This is a genomic window from Pectobacterium colocasium, from assembly GCF_020181655.1.
Lineage (GTDB): Bacteria > Pseudomonadota > Gammaproteobacteria > Enterobacterales > Enterobacteriaceae > Pectobacterium > Pectobacterium colocasium.
In genome coordinates this window covers 3,663,687-3,684,070 of sequence record NZ_CP084032.1, presented here as the reverse complement: position 1 = coordinate 3,684,070, position 20,384 = coordinate 3,663,687, and the positions used below count along the sequence as shown (strand labels likewise).

General features: G+C 49.6%; 18 protein-coding genes and 4 tRNA genes. 16 read left to right on the top strand and 6 right to left on the bottom strand.

The features are described 5' to 3' along the window. Positions 1 to 3: 3 nt before the first annotated feature. Positions 4 to 885, top strand: a complete 882-nt coding sequence (locus LCF41_RS16695) for a LysR family transcriptional regulator (protein WP_225085533.1) — start codon at positions 4 to 6, stop codon at positions 883 to 885. Between the two features lie 115 nt (positions 886 to 1,000). Beyond that, entirely contained in the window at positions 1,001 to 2,197 is a 1,197-nt protein-coding gene (locus LCF41_RS16690; RefSeq protein WP_225085532.1) for an MFS transporter, read from the top strand. A 266-nt stretch (positions 2,198 to 2,463) separates the two neighbouring features. On the opposite strand, the gene LCF41_RS16685 is transcribed toward LCF41_RS16690, so the two are convergent. The 3 genes from LCF41_RS16685 to LCF41_RS16675 form a co-directional block, all read right to left on the bottom strand. After that, positions 2,464 to 4,062, bottom strand: a complete 1,599-nt coding sequence (locus tag LCF41_RS16685) for a sensor domain-containing diguanylate cyclase (protein ID WP_225085531.1) — start codon at positions 4,060 to 4,062, stop codon at positions 2,464 to 2,466. Between the two features lie 179 nt (positions 4,063 to 4,241). Beyond that, complete coding sequence (locus LCF41_RS16680) at positions 4,242 to 4,916, bottom strand: MarC family NAAT transporter (protein ID WP_225085530.1); 675 nt, start codon at positions 4,914 to 4,916, stop codon at positions 4,242 to 4,244. Between the two features lie 81 nt (positions 4,917 to 4,997). Next, a complete protein-coding gene (locus LCF41_RS16675) occupies positions 4,998 to 5,486 on the bottom strand; it encodes an SRPBCC family protein (protein WP_225085529.1) in 489 nt (162 codons plus the stop codon). A gap of 488 nt (positions 5,487 to 5,974) precedes the next feature. Here LCF41_RS16675 and LCF41_RS16670 point away from each other — a divergent pair, with 488 nt between their 5' ends. Continuing rightward, positions 5,975 to 6,310: a hypothetical protein gene (locus tag LCF41_RS16670; protein WP_225085528.1), complete on the top strand. Its 336-nt coding sequence runs from the start codon at positions 5,975 to 5,977 to the stop codon at positions 6,308 to 6,310. Positions 6,311 to 6,330: 20 nt separating this feature from the next. Here LCF41_RS16670 and LCF41_RS16665 read toward each other — a convergent pair whose 3' ends face one another. Then, positions 6,331 to 7,371 (bottom strand): IS630 family transposase, encoded by a 1,041-nt coding sequence (locus LCF41_RS16665; protein WP_225084894.1) that lies wholly within the window; start codon positions 7,369 to 7,371, stop codon positions 6,331 to 6,333. Between the two features lie 349 nt (positions 7,372 to 7,720). On the opposite strand from LCF41_RS16665, the gene pncC reads away from it, so the two are divergent. The 13 genes from pncC to luxS all read left to right on the top strand — a co-directional run bounded on the left by pncC (position 7,721) and on the right by luxS (position 17,946). Next, positions 7,721 to 8,215, top strand: a complete 495-nt coding sequence (gene pncC, locus LCF41_RS16660) for a nicotinamide-nucleotide amidase (protein WP_225085527.1) — start codon at positions 7,721 to 7,723, stop codon at positions 8,213 to 8,215. A gap of 107 nt (positions 8,216 to 8,322) precedes the next feature. Further along, complete coding sequence (recA, locus tag LCF41_RS16655) at positions 8,323 to 9,396, top strand: recombinase RecA (protein ID WP_015841372.1); 1,074 nt, start codon at positions 8,323 to 8,325, stop codon at positions 9,394 to 9,396. 63 nt (positions 9,397 to 9,459) lie between these two features. Next, entirely contained in the window at positions 9,460 to 9,954 is a 495-nt protein-coding gene (gene recX, locus LCF41_RS16650) for a recombination regulator RecX (protein ID WP_225085526.1), read from the top strand. Positions 9,955 to 10,092: 138 nt separating this feature from the next. Next, on the top strand, positions 10,093 to 12,720 hold the full coding sequence (alaS, locus tag LCF41_RS16645; protein WP_225085525.1) for an alanine--tRNA ligase: 2,628 nt from the start codon (positions 10,093 to 10,095) through the stop codon (positions 12,718 to 12,720). Positions 12,721 to 13,044: 324 nt separating this feature from the next. Next, complete coding sequence (gene csrA, locus LCF41_RS16640) at positions 13,045 to 13,230, top strand: carbon storage regulator CsrA (RefSeq protein WP_005972168.1); 186 nt, start codon at positions 13,045 to 13,047, stop codon at positions 13,228 to 13,230. Between the two features lie 294 nt (positions 13,231 to 13,524). Continuing rightward, positions 13,525 to 13,617, top strand: a tRNA-Ser gene (locus LCF41_RS16635). An 8-nt stretch (positions 13,618 to 13,625) separates the two neighbouring features. Beyond that, positions 13,626 to 13,702, top strand: a tRNA-Arg gene (locus LCF41_RS16630). 72 nt (positions 13,703 to 13,774) lie between these two features. Next, positions 13,775 to 13,851: transfer RNA gene (locus LCF41_RS16625), tRNA-Arg, on the top strand. Positions 13,852 to 14,033: 182 nt separating this feature from the next. Further along, a tRNA-Arg gene (locus tag LCF41_RS16620) sits at positions 14,034 to 14,110 on the top strand. Between the two features lie 540 nt (positions 14,111 to 14,650). Continuing rightward, positions 14,651 to 15,217, top strand: a complete 567-nt coding sequence (gene yqaB, locus LCF41_RS16615; RefSeq protein ID WP_225088207.1) for a fructose-1-phosphate/6-phosphogluconate phosphatase — start codon at positions 14,651 to 14,653, stop codon at positions 15,215 to 15,217. Then, a complete protein-coding gene (locus LCF41_RS16610) occupies positions 15,214 to 15,642 on the top strand; it encodes a YqaA family protein (protein WP_225085524.1) in 429 nt (142 codons plus the stop codon). Before yqaB ends, LCF41_RS16610 begins: the two co-directional genes overlap by 4 nt. Positions 15,643 to 15,724: 82 nt before the next feature. Then, positions 15,725 to 17,278 (top strand): glutamate--cysteine ligase, encoded by a 1,554-nt coding sequence (gene gshA, locus LCF41_RS16605; protein WP_225085523.1) that lies wholly within the window; start codon positions 15,725 to 15,727, stop codon positions 17,276 to 17,278. 152 nt (positions 17,279 to 17,430) lie between these two features. Beyond that, positions 17,431 to 17,946 carry an S-ribosylhomocysteine lyase gene (luxS, locus tag LCF41_RS16600; protein ID WP_225085522.1) on the top strand — a complete coding sequence of 172 codons (516 nt, stop codon included), beginning with the start codon at positions 17,431 to 17,433 and terminating at the stop codon, positions 17,944 to 17,946. Between the two features lie 53 nt (positions 17,947 to 17,999). On the opposite strand, the gene LCF41_RS16595 is transcribed toward luxS, so the two are convergent. Both LCF41_RS16595 and LCF41_RS16590 read right to left on the bottom strand, forming a co-directional pair. Further along, the gene (locus LCF41_RS16595) at positions 18,000 to 19,322 is read right to left on the bottom strand and encodes an IS4 family transposase (protein ID WP_225085521.1); all 1,323 of its coding nucleotides are present in this window, start codon (positions 19,320 to 19,322) and stop codon (positions 18,000 to 18,002) included. A gap of 120 nt (positions 19,323 to 19,442) precedes the next feature. Further along, positions 19,443 to 20,237, bottom strand: a complete 795-nt coding sequence (locus tag LCF41_RS16590; protein WP_225085520.1) for a cytochrome C assembly family protein — start codon at positions 20,235 to 20,237, stop codon at positions 19,443 to 19,445. Positions 20,238 to 20,384: the final 147 nt, after the last annotated feature.

Below are 20,384 nucleotides of genomic sequence, written 5' to 3'. Positions count from 1 at the left end.
GCTATGGATCGCCTTAGCGCGCTGGAAACCTTTATCTGCGTTTTTGAAACGGGGTCGTTTTCCGCTGCGTCCCGCAGGCTCGGTATCGGCCAGCCTGCGGTTTCCAAAGCGATCATGCAGCTTGAAAATCAACTGGCAACGCCGTTGTTGCTTCGCTCTACCCGAGGGTTGACGCCGACAGAAGCGGGACAGCATTTTTATGAGCAAATTGCCCCTGCGTTAAAGATGCTGGGTGAGGCTCAAGAGCAGGTAGTGAGCGGGAGCGCGGCGCTGTCCGGGCGGCTGCGCATCTGCGCGCCAGTAACCTTTGCCAGGTTGCACATCATGCCTCGGCTCCATGAGTTCATGGCAGAACATCCTCAGCTAAACGTCGATGTCATTTTGGACGATCGTCCCATCGATCTGATTGCTGAAGGGATTGATGTGGCATTGCGTTTGGGAGAGATGAAGGATTCCAGCCTGATTGCCCAGCGGCTGGCATCGTGTTCCATGCGACTGCTGGCGACTCCCGACTATTTTGCGCGTCATAGCGTGCCTGCCTCCCCTGATGCACTGGCTGCGCACTCTGCCGTCATCTATTTACAGGGTGAGAGAACCGATCGCTGGGTTTTCTCTCAAGAGGGAACACAGACCACCGTATTCCCTAATGGGCGCATCCGTGTCTCTGCGGCGGAAGGCGTGCGTGCGGCCGTGCTGTCCGGCGCAGGGCTGGCCGTGGCATCTGAATGGATGTTTGCGCCAGAGCTGGAAAGTGGGCAGGTCGTCACCGCGCTGGATTCATGGTCGCTGGGGAAGATGGATCTCTGGGCTGTCTACCCCGGAGGCCGTATGACATCCGCTCGCGCCAGAATTTTTACCGGTTTCGTTCAGCGTCTTTTCTCCTAATCCATTCCTGATTGGAATAGCTGATATCCATTTTACCTCTCTACTGGGAATGAACCCGGCGCCTTATGCTGTGTTCATCACTTGCCGACTTCCGGCGGGAAACACACAGACAGGTATGATGATGAGTACATTATCCAGCGCAGCCGAGGTTAGAACGCAGCAGGTTCCCGGCAAATTACTGATTTTCTCGATGGCCGCAGCCAGCGGTATTTCTGTTGCCAATATCTATTACAACCAACCGATGCTGGGCGTGATGAGTGAAAGTTTTACGTCGAGCGGCGCAGTCTCGCTGATCCCAACCGTAACGCAGTTGGGTTACGCTTTGGGGCTGTTACTGCTGGTTCCTCTCGGTGATAAATTCGATCGCCGTCGGTTGATTGTGTGGCAATTTTTGATGCTGGCGTTGGCTTCGACGTTGGCAGCCTTATCGACATCGGCTGTCGCTTTGCTCAGTGCTTCGTTGCTCATCGGTTTTGGGGCAACTGCCGCACAGCAGATTGTTCCGGCTGCAGCGGCGCTTGCCAATGCGAAACAGCGCGGCGCCATTGTCGGGACGGTAATGAGCGGGTTGCTAAGCGGGATTCTGCTTAGCCGTACGATTGCGGGTCTTGTGGCGGAAAGCGCCGGCTGGCGTGCGATGTTCTGGCTGAGCGTCCCGCTGGCGTTGGCGGGCGCGTGGGCAATGGGAAGAATGTTACCGGCTTCACCATCGAATCAAACCGTTCGTTACCGTGAACTGATGCGTTCATTGGTGACGCTGTGGCGCGGTGAACGCGCATTACGCAAAGCCACGCTGATTCAGGCGCTGCTGTTTGCATCGTTCAGCGCGTTCTGGAGCGTGCTTGCGCTGTATCTGGAAAGTGGACGTTTTCAAATGGGCGCCGCCGCTGCGGGGTTGTTCGGCGTGATTGGTGTGGCAGGGATCTTTGCCGCTCCGCTGGCGGGAAGCATCGCCGACAGAACCGGTAGTCGCCCGGTTGTGATTGCCGGCGCGCTGCTGACGCTGCTCTCATGGGGAATATTCATCGGCTTCGATTCCGTTATTGGCCTGATTATTGGTGTTATCCTGCTCGATCTTGGCGTGCAAAGCGCCTTAGTGGCCAACCAACATGTGATTTATGGGCTTGGTGAAGCGGCGAGAGGCCGAATCAATACCCTATTCATGGGGGGGATGTTTTTAGGCGGTGCAGGAGGCTCCTCGGTTGCGATGGCCGCCTGGCATCAGGGGGGATGGCTGATGGTCGGAGGGCTTGCCAGCGCGCTGGCAATCATGGCATTGCTGACTGCACTGATGAAAACGAAAAAAGCGTAATAGTGGCCGGGAAACTAGCTGAAATAGCCAGACAGGATGACAGGGAAACATCGTCAATGTTGTTTTACAACCGGTAGATTAACCTTACCTGCTGATGACAATACTATACATTTGGCTTGCTATAGTCCTTCCATCCCTTGTCAGTACCTCACATCCCTGTGAGTTGTTGTGTTAGTTAACCATCCCTGTCATTAGAATGACCTTACCCGCCTTGTGCGGGTTTTTTTTGCCTGTTTTCCCGCTCATGAGACGCGTGATGAGCATAACTATTTTGTGTCGTTGTTGATTGCACTCTCAGGCACGATTTTGGTGACGACCCGGTTTCTGCCTTCATGTTTGGCCTGATAGAGGGCGTCGTCCGCGATTTTCAACACGCTGTCTATCTGTTCCGTTCCCGGAATAAAGCAGGTGACGCCTAATGAAATCGTGATGTTTTCAGGAATCGGTAGCGGCATTTTTTCCACTTTTCTACGCAGCCGCTCTGCAATATCAACAGCTTGCCTCATGTCTGTATCGGGCAGGAGTGCGAGAAACTCCTCTCCGCCAGTACGGCAAATCAGATCGGAGTCACGTGAACTCTGTTTTATGCTTTTAGCCAGCAGCCTAATGACATCGTCGCCGATATTGTGCCCGTAGGTATCATTCACGCGTTTGAAATGGTCGATATCGATCACGATGGCGGCAACCTGATGGCTCTTTGACAGAATGAGCTCAATGTTTTCATAGACACCACGGCGATTGAGTAACCCGGTGAGCGGATCGGTGTGGGCTTGCAAGCTCAGTTTGCCGATCCGCTTGTGCAATAACACCGTACCGAAAAGAATGACGCGTTTTAGCTGCTCAACTTCAAAGTACCAGGAGGGGACTTTCTTTATTTTCTCAATCACGTCGGGCTCCTCCATTTTACTGGCAGAAACAGCCAGCAGGCGTAGAGGGTTAGCTATGGAGAAGGCGAACAAGGTGAGCGCGATAAGTATTAATACCATCACTGGCGCACCTTCATATAAGACGGAACGCATGACGCCGTTAAGTGAATCAATAACATTTTGGGAAGGATGCAAGGTAACGATAATCCAGCCAGATGACTTGACCGTATCAAAACCTGCCAGCGATGGGGTACCTAGCATATCGGGTATCGCGAGGGTTCCACTTTTTTTGTTCTGAAATGCGGCTTTGATTTTCTCATCTCTGATGGATTTGCCGACCCATTGTTTATCCTGATGGTAGAGAACAATCCCACTTTTATCGATCACGTAAACGCTGGAGTAATCGTTATAAAAATGGGTATTCATGAATTCGTTCAAGACGCTTTTGCTTTTTAAATAAATGGTTCCGCCGATGTAACCGAGATAATTTCCCTGTTTGTCTTTGATGGGGGAGGATACCAGTACGATCAGATTTCCCGTAACCGATATATAAGGCTGGCTGATTAACGGCTTCCGCTCCGTGAGTGCTTGCTTACTGGCCGCTGAGGTGAGTGTGTTTCCTTTCAGATTCAGCGATGTTGGATAAACCGTGCGTATGTGATTTTGCGTATCTGCCACGAACACGGAATTAAAACTTTCGCTCATGCGGTATGTCTGCTCGCTTTTCTCCTGCAATGCTTTATCGTCATCAAAGCTTTCTGCCATCAATATTGAGCTGTAGGCCAGCTCTTGTTGTGCGGAGGATAAAAAACTTTCCGTGGTAGCGGCGAGTTTGGAAGAGTAATTAAGGTTTGAACTCAGTATCTGATCGGTAATGAGCTTTTTTTGTACTTTATAAACAGCAACATAGGCATTAGTCAGCGTAATGAGCATGCTGATAATGGCGAGGGATAAAATGAGCGAACGTAAATTGACCGGGAGTCGTTTTCTTATTTTCATGGTGGCCGCACCTATTTTCCGCTAGGTAAGCAAAATCACGCTGTCTTTTTGTTATGTCATCGTCAATGGCAAACTGGCGGGGCATTCGCTTGCGACCAATGAATAAACCCGCCATTCAAAGTTATAGACGCTAATTAGGCTATCTGGCAACGTATTGATATCTCTCCATCATCCTTGACTTAATGGAGAGAATGCACGATTTCCAGCGTACCATTAATGATGAACTGCACACCCATGCAAACCAGCAGGAATCCCATCAGCCGTGAAATAGCTTCAATGCCGCTTTGACCGATCAAACGCATAATCAGGCCGGAGCTTTTCAGACTGAGCCAGACGATCAGACTGATCAACATAAAAGTCAGTACGGGGGCAACGGTAATCACCCACGGGGTAATATCGACGCCGCTCTTGATTTGTGAGGCAGAACTAATGATGAGGGCAATCGTTCCTGGCCCCGCTGTGCTGGGCATCGCCAGCGGAACGAAAGCGATATTGACCTCATTGGCAGAGAAACTGTCGTTGAGTTCTTCTTTTTTGCTTTTGACTTCAGGCGCATGTTCTGGTTTTTGCTGAGGAAAAAGCATGCGAAAACCGATAAATACCACAATGAGCCCGCCAGCGATGCGTAAGCCGGGAATGGAAATTCCGAAGGTATTCATCACGACCTGACCTGCGTAGTACGCGACGGTCATAATGATGAAGACATAGAGCGAAGCCTGAAAGATCTGACGATTTCGCTCCCCCTGGCTCATGTTGCCGGACATTGCCAGAAATACGGCTACCGTTGTCAGTGGATTCGCAAGTGGCAGGATTAACACCAGACCAAGACCAATGGTTTGAATCAATTCCAGCATTCTACGTTCCTCTTTTTGGGGCGCTGTCGTCAGTTCAGGAAAAGGGGCGATGATGACCTGCTGCTGGAGGGCTGGTGTGGCTTAGACCAGCTCATCCTCCGCTAATTTTTTGAAACGATAGAGCGTTTTCGTCAGCATATCGCGAGAAAACATATCAAACATTTGGCCGATCTTCTTCCCAATCAAGCCTCCCGGTGGATTGTAGCGAATCGTCAGCGTCACGGCTGTACCTGCTTCCGATGCGGCAGGTTGAAAAGAGAGCCTGCCTTCATTGGGAACCCGTGCCCCTTCCAGCGAACGCCAGTGGATGTACTCCCCTGGTTTTTCATCAATAATACGAGCCTGCCATTCAATGAGCGCGCCAATCGGCGTGTTAATCCGCCAGTTGGAGTCGGTATAGTTCAGTATCTCGATACTGGCGAAATGTCCCATCAGGATCGGCAGCGTTTCCGGTTTACGCCAAAGATCAAACAAGCGTTCCGCCGGGCGATTGATAGTAATGCTGCTGCTGATCTCATTGGCATAGCTGCCGTTTTTCGCTGCGGTTCTTTTTAAGAAAGAGGGAAACACCCGTCATTCTCCCTAATCGATGGTTACCCCTTTATGGGCATATGCACACCATTCTGACCGATATCTGCCAGTGAAGCAAAGCGGGAAGCGGTGGATGATATGGGATAGTGTTGATGCAGGCTATCACAGCAATAGACAGAATTTTTGCGTGCCTAATGTTGAGTTAATGTTCATTCGGTACTGTAAGCATCAGACAGAAGCCGAATGACGTGCCGCAAAACACCAGGGTTTTTCCATAACGATAATAGCTGTACCCCGCCCACTATTTTTAGTGGGCTTTTTTTTATTTGTATTTCTCTATTTAGGTATTTTATTTTTATATGAATTGATATTTATCAATTTATTGTTAATGGGTTTGTACCTATTAAGATGTAATAGATAGTTGGCCATAGCTTCAAGCCTTTAAATAATACATTGGCTGTGGGCGATTTACTTTATAAACGTGTCATGCTACGTTTATAAGCAGGTTTTTTCTGGTGAGAATAAATATGAATAACCCATTTGTTGCCCGGTGGAGCCGTAATGGCAATCTGCTTTGCCACGGTCATTGGTTAATATCTTATAAAGAGAAAGATTTTTCGCTACCGGAAAAATATACAGAAAATCATATGGGAACGATGGGAATCTACTCTATCATCGATCCTGATGATGAAACCTACCGGGATGGATTAGATGAGGACGATTGGATTCTGGAGAATATCGACTGGCTTGCCGATAGCTTCGAAGAAAATAATGTCCCAATCGAAGAGTGTTATTTTAGATATTTCTTTCAGGCTATAAATAAGCAGGACTGGCGATGCACCAGTTGCGCAGGCTGTATGTAAATTACGCTAAATGACTTCGCCTAATACCGCTCCACTTTAGCCAGACCATGCTGATTGCCGGGGAACGGTGAAGCGGCATTCATAAATAATTTTACCTGTTCCAGTAACTGCCACATATACCGGCACTGATGGTTACGCGTTATCGTTTCGTGTAACGACAACCACAGCAACTCGATTGGATTTAGCCACGGCGAATACGTGGGCAGGAACAACAACCGGAACTTCGTATTTTTTTCCAGCCACTTTTTCACCTTGTGGCTTTTATGAATGATGTAATTATCAACGACCAGCGTAATGGTTTTCGCTCGCCGATATGTCCGCCGTAATGTCTCTAACAGCTTGATAAATAAATCAGAACACTTTTTACTGCCGCCAACGTAATGGACTCGTCCCGTATCCGAATGCAGTGCCCCTGCCAGATAATACTTTTGGTTCTGTCCCGGCGTAGTAATACGTTTCTGTTGCCCTTTGAGCATCCAGTCCGCGCCGATTTTCGGGTTCAGGTCGATATCTACTTCATCCTGATAAAACACGGGATGCTCCGTTTGTTTCCGAGAGACCGCCTGTTCGATGACGAATCGTTTTTCCTCATAATCTGGATCTTTGATTTTCAGTGTTGGCGCGGCTCTGCGCCAGACAATACCCGCTCGTCTCAGATAGCGATGTAACGTGGAAGGATGAAGCGTCACGTTAAAAAGCCGGTTAATGATAAGTGCCAACAACTCGGTACTCCAGCGGGAGCGCAGCCAGCCAAAATCCTGAGGAGAGCGTTTAATAAGAAGCGGTAGCATATGCAGGATATCAGCGACTGGCCAGCGCGGTGCTCGTCCGGCTTTGAGGCTCTTTAGACCTTCAACACCATGTAAAGTAAACCAATTTATCCATCTTCCAACCGATGAGCGGGCCGCACAAAGCAGTCTGGCAACGTCGGTGACAGTCATTCCCCGATGCAGCATCAGTATGGCGATGAGTCGTCTGGAGTAATTTTTATCATGTGTCTGTTGGGCTTCTTTACGCATTAGTCGTCGTTCTTCATCAGGGATTGCTGCTATGATCGGCATCGCTCAGTCCGGTTGGTGATTTGTTTTGATTTGGCGATTGATCAGATCGCATAACTCGGACTGAGTTCCCTTCAAGTGATCTACTATTTGGCAAAGTTATTTAGTATTATTTTTATCTATATGCTTTGTACCTGACTGTCCACTCGTACCCTACTGACTACAGAGTAAAGTCGCGTTATTTTCTTCCTGATTATCTTCCTGATTACCGGCGGCGTTTTATTCGCTTTCCCTCGTTTTTCATCCCTTTTCATCTTCTTTGCTATGCGCTTCGCATCCCGCGCAGCGAGGCGTCTTTTTCAGGGAAAAGTGTTACCCTGACCCAACAATCCTTGATTAAGATGAGGCGGCAATGACGGAAGCTGACATTCTGCGGTTAAGTGTTTTGGTCGGTGAAAAACTGAAGGCGCGTGGTGCTACGCTGACGTGCGCGGAATCCTGCACTGGGGGCTGGCTGGCTAAGTCTATTACTGATGTCGCAGGCAGTTCCTGCTGGTTTGACTATGGATTTGTGACATACAGCAATCTGGCCAAGCAGCGTCTGGTAAATGTGGGCGCGGAGACATTGGAACGGCACGGTGCGGTGAGTGAAGCCGTCGTCAATGAGATGGCGGCAGGGGCGTTGCAGGCTGCCGATGCAGATTTTGCCATCTCGGTAAGCGGCGTCGCCGGGCCTGACGGCGGGACCGAAGAGAAGCCTGTCGGTACGGTATGGTTTGGCTTTACAGACAAACGGGGCGAAGCATTTGCGCGGACAATGCGGTTTAGCGGAGATCGAAACGCGGTTCGTTTGCAATCGGTCCATTTTGCGCTGCAAACGCTGCTCGACGCGTTTCTGAAAAAATAACCTTGATGCTGTATGCGCATACAGTATAATGTCAGTAATTATTCGGCAATTCATGATTAAGCAGCCGCGTAGAGACAGCAGCTTTACGCCGCATGACAGGAGCAGAAATGGCTATTGATGAGAACAAACAAAAGGCACTTGCGGCAGCACTGGGCCAAATCGAAAAGCAATTTGGTAAAGGTTCTATCATGCGGTTGGGCGAGGATCGCTCAATGGATGTTGAAACTATTTCTACAGGCTCCTTGTCCCTTGATATTGCTTTGGGTGCCGGTGGTTTGCCGATGGGCCGTATCGTTGAGATTTATGGCCCGGAATCTTCCGGTAAAACAACGCTAACTTTACAGGTTATTGCTGCCGCTCAGCGTGAAGGTAAAACGTGTGCATTCATCGATGCTGAACATGCGTTGGATCCGATTTATGCGAAAAAGCTTGGCGTAGATATCGATAATCTGCTGTGTTCTCAGCCGGATACTGGCGAACAAGCTCTGGAAATCTGTGATGCGCTAACGCGCTCTGGTGCTGTTGACGTTATCATCGTCGACTCTGTTGCGGCTCTGACGCCGAAAGCAGAAATTGAAGGTGAAATCGGCGACTCCCACATGGGCCTGGCTGCTCGTATGATGAGTCAGGCGATGCGTAAACTGGCGGGTAACCTGAAACAAGCCAATACGCTGCTGATCTTCATCAACCAGATCCGTATGAAAATCGGTGTGATGTTCGGTAACCCTGAAACGACAACTGGTGGTAACGCTCTGAAGTTTTATGCTTCCGTTCGTCTGGATATTCGCCGTACTGGTGCTATCAAGGAAGGCGAAGAAGTCGTCGGCAGCGAAACTCGCGTTAAAGTCGTGAAGAATAAAGTTGCGGCACCGTTCAAACAGGCTGAATTCCAGATTCTGTACGGCGAAGGTATCAACATCCACGGCGAGCTGGTCGATCTGGGTGTGAAACACAAGCTGATCGAAAAAGCAGGTGCCTGGTATAGCTATAACGGCGACAAAATTGGTCAGGGTAAAGCGAATGCCTGTAATTTCCTGAAAGAGAACCCAGCGGTTGCTGCGGAACTGGATAAGAAATTGCGTGAAATGCTGCTGCATAAAGGCAATGAGCTAACGCCTGCCACAGCTGGTAACAGCCATGACGAAGATGCATTCGCCGACGAAGGCAACGAAGAGTTTTAATGGTGGCTGGATTCCCTGCGACAAAGCACATCAGTGGATGAAAACACATCAGCGGGTAGATGGATGAATAAACCCTTACGCTATGCGATGAATGTGCTGTCTGTTCGGGATTATAGTGAAGCCGAAATACGCCGCAAATGTGCGGCGTATTTATATAAATCAGAAAGTGCAGAAGCAGAAGATGAAGCGGACGACGCGACTGCCCGAGCTGCAGCAGAAGATGTGGAAGCGGCTATTGCTTATTGCAAAGAGCACGGTTGGCTGGATGATGCGCGCTATGCACGCCGCTATATCAGCAGCCGAAGTCGCAAAGGTTATGGCGTTCAGCGAATTAAAATGGAGCTTAGCCAGAAAGGAATCGATAAGACGATATTAGCTACGGCATTAGACGAGAGCGATATTGATTGGTGCGCGCTGGCGAAATCAGTTGTAGAGCGAAAATTCGGGCACCCTCTGTCCGATGAATGGAAAGACAAAGTCAAACATCAGCGATATCTGCTCTATCGCGGCTTCTTTCATGAAGAAATCCAGTCAATTTATACGAATTTTTCAGATTGAACGCATACGGGATTTTACTTCCCATCGAAGAAAATTTATCTTATTCCCACTTTTTTGTTCGTGAGTTGCTCGGTAGCGTCAGCATGCTGGACTAACCTTGCCCGCGACCTGTTCTTCTAGCTTGATTCCAGGACAATTATGAGCAAGAGCACCGCTGAGATCCGTCAAGCGTTTCTCGATTTTTTCCACAGTAAGGGACACCAGGTTGTTGATAGCAGCTCTCTGGTGCCGAACAACGATCCGACATTGTTATTCACCAATGCGGGTATGAACCAGTTTAAAGATGTGTTCCTCGGGCTGGATAAACGTAACTATGTCCGTGCGACAACCTCGCAGCGCTGCGTGCGTGCCGGTGGTAAACATAATGACCTGGAAAACGTAGGTTATACCGCCCGCCACCACACTTTCTTTGAAATGTTGGGTAACTTCAGCTTCGGTGATTACTTTAAGCATGATGCGATCCGTTATGCGTGGGAATTGCTGACCTCTCCCCAGTGGTTCAACCTGCCGAAAGAGAAACTGTGGGTAACGGTATACGCAACGGATGATGAGGCCTACGACATTTGGGCTGATGAAGTTGGCGTACCGCGCGAAAGAATTATTCGTATTGGTGATAACAAAGGCGGACCTTACGCCTCTGATAACTTCTGGCAGATGGGCGAAACTGGGCCATGCGGTCCGTGTACCGAGATTTTCTTCGATCACGGTGAACACATCGCGGGTGGCCCACCGGGAAGCCCTGATGAAGATGGCGACCGCTATATCGAAATTTGGAACTTGGTATTCATGCAGTTCAACCGTCAGGTTGATGGCACGATGCTGCCGCTGCCGAAACCTTCCGTCGATACCGGAATGGGGTTAGAGCGTATTTCTGCCGTGTTGCAGCACGTCAATTCAAACTATGACATTGATTTGTTCAAAACGCTGATTGAGGCGGTTGCTAAAGCCGTCGGTACGACGGATTTAACGAATAAATCGCTGCGTGTTATCGCTGACCATATCCGTTCTTGTGCGTTCCTGATTGCGGATGGCGTGACGCCGTCTAATGAAAACCGTGGTTATGTCTTGCGCCGTATCATTCGCCGCGCTGCACGTCACGGTAACATGCTGGGCGCTACGGATGCCTTCTTCTACAAACTGGTTGCGCCACTGATTGAAGTCATGGGGCCGGCAGCGGAAGAGTTGAAAAAGCAGCAGTCTGTCGTTGAGCAAGCGCTGAAGATGGAAGAAGAGCAGTTTGCTCGTACGCTGGAGCGCGGCCTGTCACTGCTGGACGAAGAAATTAAAAACCTGAAAGGGGATACGCTGGATGGCGAAACGGCCTTCCGTCTGTATGACACCTATGGTTTCCCTGTCGACCTTACTGCGGATGTGTGCCGCGAGCGTGGCCTGAAAGTCGATGAAGAAGGTTTTGAAGCTGCGATGACGGCTCAGCGCCAGCGTGCGCGTGAGGCCAGCGGCTTTGGCGTTGATTACAACAGTCTTATTCGTGTGGATGAAACTACGCCATTCTGCGGTTATGAAAAAACGCAGCAGCAAGCGAAAGTTATTGCGCTTTATCACAATGGAAACGCGGTTGATCAGATTGCTGCAGGTGATGAAGCGGTCGTGATCCTGAATGAAACACCATTCTATGGTGAATCCGGTGGTCAGGTTGGCGATCAGGGAGAACTGAAAAACGCGGGCGTCAGCTTTGCTGTTCAGGATACTCAGAAATATGGTCAGGCAATCGGCCACGTCGGTAAACTGACTCAGGGGACACTGCGTGTTAATGACAGTGTTGATGCCAACGTTGATAGCCAACGTCGCGATCGTATTCGTCTGAATCACTCCGCAACGCACCTGCTCCATGCCGCGCTGCGTCAGGTTCTGGGCGATCATGTCGCGCAGAAAGGTTCTCTGGTTAATGATAGCTATCTGCGTTTTGACTTCTCACATACGGAAGCGATGAAACCTGAGCAGATTCGTCAGGTTGAAGATATCGTCAATGCGCAAATCCGCCGCAACCTTACCGTGCAAACGGATGTCATGGCGCTGGATGATGCAAGAGCGAAGGGCGCGATGGCGCTGTTCGGTGAGAAGTACGACGACCATGTTCGTGTGCTGACGATGGGGGATTTCTCCATTGAACTGTGCGGGGGCACACACGCAAGCCGTACTGGTGATATCGGCCTGTTCCAAATCATTTCAGAATCAGGTACCGCAGCCGGAGTGCGTCGTATTGAAGCGACCACGGGTGAAAATGCGCTTTCTGCGCTGCACCGCCAGAGCGACGTTCTGCAAGATATCGCGCAACTGCTGAAAGGGGATAGTCACAACCTGACGGATAAGGTACGCTCTGTTCTGGATCGTGCCCGCACGTTGGAGAAAGAGCTTCAGCAGTTGAAGGCTCAGCAGGCGGCGCAGGAAAGCTCGTCACTGTCCGGCAAAGCAAAAGAGGTGAGCGGCGTGAAGTTGCTGGTTACGCAACTGGACAACGTGGATCCTAAGCTGCTGCGCACGATGGTGGATGATCTGAAGAATCAGCTAGGGTCTGCTGTTATTGTTCTCGGAACGGCGGCAGAAGGCCGGGTTAGCTTGATTTCTGGTGTAACGAAAGATCTGACCGACCGCGTAAAAGCCGGTGAACTGATTGGGTTTGTTGCCCAACAGGTTGGTGGTAAAGGCGGTGGCCGTCCGGATATGGCCCAGGCTGGTGGTTCAGACGTGTCAGCATTGCCTGCTGCGCTGGCAAGTGTTGAATCTTGGGTCGCTGCTAAGCTATAAACAAGAGATAACGTTTTATTCGCGTTATCCAACAAAAACGCCATAACTTTCTGGTTGTGGCGTTTTTGTCTGCGGAAAAGGGTCCGGCAAGTGGGGGGGACGTGTGCTACCTTCAGAGATTCTGAAGTATGAGACGCTCAGCCCTGCTGTTGTGATAACAAAAGCACAAGCTACTGATATCGACTAAACTAACAAGTAGTGACAAACCGGAGTGTGGTGGTGGTGCTTATACCATCGTCTAGGTTTACGTTTTCACGGCACATGATGGATAATGGCGGGGAGACAGAGAGACCCGACTCTTTATAATCTTTCAAGGAGCAAAGAATGCTTATTTTGACTCGTCGAGTTGGCGAAACCCTCATGATCGGCGATGAGGTAACGGTTACCGTATTAGGAGTGAAAGGCAACCAGGTGCGTATTGGTGTTAATGCACCTAAAGAGGTTTCTGTCCACCGTGAAGAGATCTATCAGCGTATTCAGGCCGAAAAATCTCAACCAACGTCATATTGATTGACAATGCGTCTCGTCTTAGCGGGACGCAATTGCTCTTTCCCGCTTTTCCCCCACACATTTATCGATAGATTCATTTTTACTGTGTGATTCCTTTCTCAAGGTAACCGCCTGTTTTTCTGTCGATAAAACAAACTTTTTGTTGTGAAAATGCTCGTCTTGGATGCGAATTGTTCAAACGAACACAAGGTGGGAAAAATTGTTTGACTTATAAGTCTGGGAAAGTAATATGTGCGCCACGCAGTACCGGTGAGCACTAACAAGAAGTTCTTAGTAGCGCACCAGGTAATGTAAGGTGAGGTGGCCGAGAGGCTGAAGGCGCTCCCCTGCTAAGGGAGTATGCGGTCAAAAGCTGCATCGAGGGTTCGAATCCCTCCCTCACCGCCATTTAATATGCATCCGTAGCTCAGCTGGATAGAGTACTCGGCTACGAACCGAGCGGTCGGAGGTTCGAATCCTCCCGGATGCACCATTAAATAGATGCCTTTGCAAGGCACGCAGTATTAATAAAAGAAAGTTTTGTCGTAGATAAAGAATTATTAATGCATCCGTAGCTCAGCTGGATAGAGTACTCGGCTACGAACCGAGCGGTCGGAGGTTCGAATCCTCCCGGATGCACCATATTTCGATATGGATAAGGTTGTTATCTTGCTCTTATAACCGATAGTCTTGGTTTATAGGAACAAGGGAGGAAAACGTTGCTTTAGCAACAGCGCCAAAAGGCGAGGCGAAGCCGAATAATCTTCCTGGATGCACCATTCTTAAGTATCTCGTTCAATTCCCTTATTTCTGCACCACACTCTGCATCCGTAGCTCAGCTGGATAGAGTACTCGGCTACGAACCGAGCGGTCGGAGGTTCGAATCCTCCCGGATGCACCATATTTCGATATGGATAAGGTTGTTATCTTGCTCTTATAAGCGATAGTCTTGGTTTATAGGAACAAGGGAGGAAAACGTTGCTTTAGCAACGGCCCGAAGGGCGAGGCGAAGCCGAGTAATCCTCCCGGATGCACCATATTCTGATGTAAATAAAATATCTGTCTTGCTTTCTACCTTAGCGTGGATTAATCAGCGCAAGAGTGACATCCCGTAATCGACGTCCTGTTATTACGATATAAGTCAGATAATGTGTTCAGATACACCACGCTTATTTTATCAAATATCCTTTATCTGCTTGTGGTGCGATAGCATCATTGTGCTCTCTTACCTATATATCATAACGATATTTCTCTCATTACGTTCGTACCTTAATTCTTGTCTCCTATCCAGTCTGTATACCGATATTGAATCGGTGAATAAATAAAGGTTTTCTTACCACTATGGTAGTAATAACCTGTTTTTTATAAGGTTATTGAGTAAGCGACAACGTTTTCACTTTACGATAAAGTAAGCTCTCTTTTCAGTGATCATGGAGTCATGATGTACGATCGCTATCAAGGGCTGATCTTTGATATGGATGGCACCTTACTCGATACTGAACCGACGCACCATAAGGCGTGGGATGAGGTTCTTGCACGGTATGGTATGAGATATGATGCCAGCGCCATGACCGCATTGAACGGCTCGCCCACCTGGCATATTGCACAGCGTATTATCGACAGCTATCAGGCTGATATTGATGCTCACCAACTGGCGGCGGAAAAAACGGCCGTTGTTGAAGAAATGCTGCTGGATACAGTAAAACCACTACCGCTGATTGATGTGGTTAAACATTATCGCGGACGGCGCCCTATGGCGGTCGGTACGGGTAGCACGCATGGCATGGCGGATAGATTGCTAATACATTTGGGATTGCATGATTATTTTGATGCGATCGTTGGCGCTGATGATGTCATTCAACATAAGCCTTTTCCAGATACCTTTTTGCGTTGTGCCGCATTGATTTCTGTCGCACCGGAACAATGTATTGTGTTTGAAGATGCAGACTACGGTATTGAAGCGGCTAAGCGAGCTAACATGGCCGTGGTTGACGTCCGTACATTGTGAGTGAGTTCTGGGCCGTTTTTTCCCTTTTCTGGAGTAGCTTGCTCAGTGCAACACTGTTGCCCGGCAGTTCAGAAGTCCTGCTGGTAACGTTATTGCTGGCTGACAGCGCAAAACCCTACCTGTTGATCGCTGTGGCGACGGTAGGAAATACGCTGGGCGGGTTAACAAATATTTTTATAGGGCGCTTACTCCCTCAGCCAAAACAACAAGCAGGCTATACGGTGGCCATGCGTTGGTTGCAGCGCTATGGTTGCGCTGCGCTGTTATTTAGTTGGGTGCCGGTAGTAGGCGATTTATTGTGCGTGTTAGCGGGTTGGCTACGCATGCCCTGGGTGCAATCGGCGATTTTCATTGGTATTGGAAAAGCGCTGCGGTATATCGTATTGGCAGGTATAACGTTACAGGGGATGGCGTGGTGGTCTTAACCAGATTGCAATGTGAACTGGTGAGTGCTACTGAGTTTCAATTATGCTTACAACCATTACATTTTAACAACGGGAGGTCGATTTGATCCCGGACATTTCAGAAGCACTTTCTTGGCTGGAAAAACACCCACTGGCGGTGAAGGGTATTCAGCGTGGAATTGAACGCGAAACTTTGCGCGTAACAGCAAACGGACATCTTGCTGCGACAGGACACCCGGAGATATTGGGTTCGGCGTTGGCACATCCTTGGATTACGACAGACTTTGCAGAAGCGCTGTTGGAGTTTATTACGCCAGTTGATAAAGATGTTGATCACCTGCTGACGTTTCTGCGCGATATTCATCGCCACGTTTCCCGCAATCTGGGCGATGAGCGAATGTGGCCATTGAGCATGCCGTGCTTTATCGACAGTGAGCAAAATATAGAGCTGGCGCAGTATGGTTCATCAAATATCGGGCGCTTCAAAACGCTTTATCGCGAAGGGTTAAAAAACCGCTATGGCGCGTTGATGCAGACCATTTCCGGCGTGCATTACAATTTCTCCCTGCCGCTGTCATTCTGGCAGGCGCGCGAGGGTGTCGCTGATGCAGAAAGCGGGAAAAAAGCCATTTCTGCGGGATATTTCAGACTGATCCGCAACTATTACCGCTTTGGTTGGGTAATTCCTTACCTGTTCGGCGCTTCTCCGGCGATCTGTTCTTCTTTCCTGAAAGGGCGCGAGACGGCTCTCCCGTTTGAGCGCACGGAAAAAGGCATGCTTTATCTGCCTTATGCCACCTCTCTGCGGCTCAGTGATTTAGGCTATACCAATAAATCACAGAGCAATTTGGGAATTACGTTCAACGATCTGGAGACCTATGTCGCGGCGTTAAAACGCGCGATAAAAACGCCGTCTGAGGAATATGCTCGGGTTGGTATGAAGAAGGATGGTCGTTATCTGCAATTGAATACGAACGTCTTGCAGATTGAGAATGAGCTCTATGCGCCGATTCGTCCGAAGCGTGTAACACGTGCGGGTGAAACGCCGTCTGATGCCTTGCTGCGTGGTGGAATCGAATATATTGAAGTGCGCTCGCTGGATATCAATCCTTTCTCTCCGACGGGAGTGAGTGAAAGTCAGGTACGTTTCATGGATTTATTCCTGATCTGGTGTGCGCTCGCAGATGCGCCGGAAATGAGCGCTGATGAGCTGCTGTGTACGCGTAAAAACTGGAACCGGGTGATTCTGGAAGGACGTAAACCGGGGCAAACGGTGGGGATGCGGTGTGAAACCATCCAACAGCCGATTGCCGAGGTAGGGAAATCCCTGTTTGCGGATTTACGTCGTGTTGCGGAAGTGCTGGACGCGGAAAGCGGTCAACCGCACTATCAGCAGGTCTGTGATGAGCTGCTTGCTGGCTTTGATGATCCAGAAGCGACGTTCTCTGGTCGACTATTAACGTTGATGAAGCAAGAAGGCAATGGTAGCGTGGGGCTGAATTTAGCGGAAGAATATCGCAGAATGCTCAGCAACGAACCGTTGCAGGTATTGACGGAAGAACAATTGGCTGCGGCGAGCGAGCAATCCTGGCAGCGCCAACGTCAGATTGAGTCTGAAGATACGATGAGTTTTGACGATTATCTGGCGGCGAATTAAAAAGAAAAGGCCACAGAAACTGTGGCCAAATAAACATCTCTAATAGGGATGATGATAATAAATGCGCGTCTTTCAGTAAGTCAGACTCGCATAAAAAAGAAAAGTTTCCCGGAAACGAGAAAAAATAAATTTTTCTATGAGGAGGTGGCATTATGCCGTTACTAGATAGCTTTACTGTTGATCATACTCGTATGGCAGCACCTGCCGTTCGGGTCGCGAAAACCATGAAAACCCCTCATGGCGACACTATTACGGTATTTGACCTGCGCTTCTGTCGCCCGAACATCGAAGTGATGCCGGAACGAGGGATTCATACGCTAGAGCACCTGTTTGCTGGCTTCATGCGCGATCATTTAAACGGGGATGGCGTGGAAATTATCGACATTTCTCCGATGGGATGCCGTACCGGTTTCTACATGAGCCTGATTGGCACGCCGGATGAACAACGTGTTGCCGATTCCTGGAAAGCAGCGATGGCGGACGTTCTGAAAGTGACCGACCAGCGTAAAATCCCTGAGCTGAATGAATATCAGTGCGGCACCTATGAGATGCACTCGCTGAAAGAAGCGCAGGAAATTGCTCAGCACATTGTGGATCACGATATTGGTATCAACCAAAATGACGATCTGGCACTGCCGAAAGATAAGCTGGCCGAGCTGCATATCTAGGTTGTCGGATAAGATCCAAATAAAAAAGAGAGCCGGATGTTGGCTAATGCCGGTCACTTAAGGTGACCGGCATTGTTTTTTAACGGATATTTCGCTCGTCTTCCCCTGATTTCTCGGGGGTAACTTCGCTCCCTTCTTAACGGCAATACCAGATAGATTGCCTGCTCATAAAAATGCTTCAGATGTCCTGGTATCGCACCCGGTGATGAACCCGGCAGACCGATAAGTAATCGCCAGATTTCCGTCAGGGCGCCGCTGAAGCTCAACTGATACGGCAGGTAATCTCCTTTCAGCGTAAACGCCATTTTCACCATCTGATAACGCACCAGATTGTACGTCAGCAGCACGCCCCACAACTCCTGCCTCACCATTTCCGGCAGTCTGCTCCGTAAATGCCACCTGTTACCCAGCAAGCCTTGTTTCGCCTCGCGATATCCCAACTCGATTTCCCATCGGTGAGCGTAAAGGGCGTTCACCTCCGCCGCCGGATAACGCATCGGGTCCGTCAGTGACGTAAGCACCTCTCGCGTTTTTCCCTCTATCATCTTCGTTAACAACCGCGCTGTGATGCTCTCCGGCAGCGTCGCCCATTGTTTACGCGCCTGCGGCGATGTCTTTATCCGTACCAGTCTGTCTTGCCTGCCCAGCTTGCTTATCACTTCGTATTGCGTATTTTTCTTCAACGGCAGCAGCCAGTGCCGATTTTCCCCCGCTGTTCGCCAGTGATGCAGTAAACCGACGGAGTAAAACCCTTTGTCGAACAGGGTAATGCTGTTATCTGGTGTTTTTCCGGTCAGCTCTGCTGCCAGCCGCATCTCGTTGACATCGTAGCGGCCGAACGCACTGGCGGTTATCAGATGACTGCTCAGTTCCATCAGGCAAGCCATTCTCACCTGCGGGTAACCCTTGTCGCCGTGCTGATTGGAGGCCTTGCCGAAGGCCGCCTCATTTTCCGGTGTATCCTGCGTTTGCCAGACCACACCGTCGACGGCAAAGAGGTTAAGCCCATGCCATTGTGGGTGCTGAGCCTGTTCGTTCCAGTGTCGTTGTGTGATATCAAACAGTTCTCTGACAGCAGCCTCACCGAGCGTCTGCCGCCGTTGTATGACTGAACTGGGGGCGATGAACGGGGTGCCGGAGCGATCAGCGATATCCATGAGATTAACGATGTGGGAAAGAGGGCGCTGATTGAATACGGCCATGCCAATAACCAGCCACACCATGGACTCAAGGGAGAGTTTTCGCTTGCGCAGCGTGACGGTATCAGTGAGCGTTAATGCCTGTTCAATCATGCTAACGGGTAGGAGATCAGCCAGAGTGTGAATCTGTTCCGGCGCAGTAAGATTGATAATGCCAAGAGCCTGAGAAAGTTGCATAAAAAAAGGTCCATGAATGTCATGAACCTTTTTTACACCAACGGCTGGATCGTTCAACTAATCCTTAAACGATCGGCATTAGCCGGATGTTGGCTCTCTTTTTTTGTGTTCGAGGAGTGGTTAGACGGCAAGAAAGTGCTGTATCACCCGGCTACCAAAGTAAGAAAGCGTCAGCATCAGCGCACCGAGCAGGCTGAACCAGACAACGCGGCGACCGCGCCACCCTTCATGGTAATGCCCCCAAAGCAGCAGAATATAGATGAACCACGCAAACAGGGAGAACACGGCTTTATGCAAGTTCTCTTTGTTATTGATTAGGTCATCCATATAGTACAAGCCGGTACAGAGCGTCAGCGTGAGCAGAATGACGCCAATCTGCGTGATGTGGAACATTTTACGTTCAATGCCCATCAGTGGCGGCATATCAGCCGCAAAACCCAGCTTTTTATTCTTGAGCAGATAATCAAGCCAGGCGAGTTGGAGCGCATAAAGGGCCGCAATTAACAGTGTGGCATAGGAAAAAAGTGCCAGACCGATATGGATCATCAAGCCCGGTGACGCTTCCAGATGCGTAATGAATTCACTCGGCATGAAGCTGGCAAAGGCCAGATTGATCAGCGCAAAGGTGTAGACGATAGGAAGAATAAACCAGCCACGATCGCGCGCGGCGACAATCGTCATCACCGTACAGATGATGAGACTGACCAGCGAACCGATATTCAGCAGGCTAAGGTTTTGCCCGACCTGAACATCGAAAATGCGTTGATAGAGCGCCACCGCATGGCAGCTTAGCGCAGCGCTGGCCGAGAGTATTGCCAGCCGACGATATGCACTGTTCTTGCGCAGCAGACTGGGGATGATCAGTCCGAGGCTGAGTGTGTAGGCGACAAGCGCCACAATAGCGAAAACAGACATACAAATAGGTTATTAAATATCAACTAGGTAAAATGAAGAGTCAGTATAGCGTTAGTCGCCGTGGGCACCAACAGTTCTCCGTTAGCAGCGCTGAGATCGTTCCCGCTTTTGTGTATAATCTCTTCCATTCGTGTCGCGCTGGCGGCC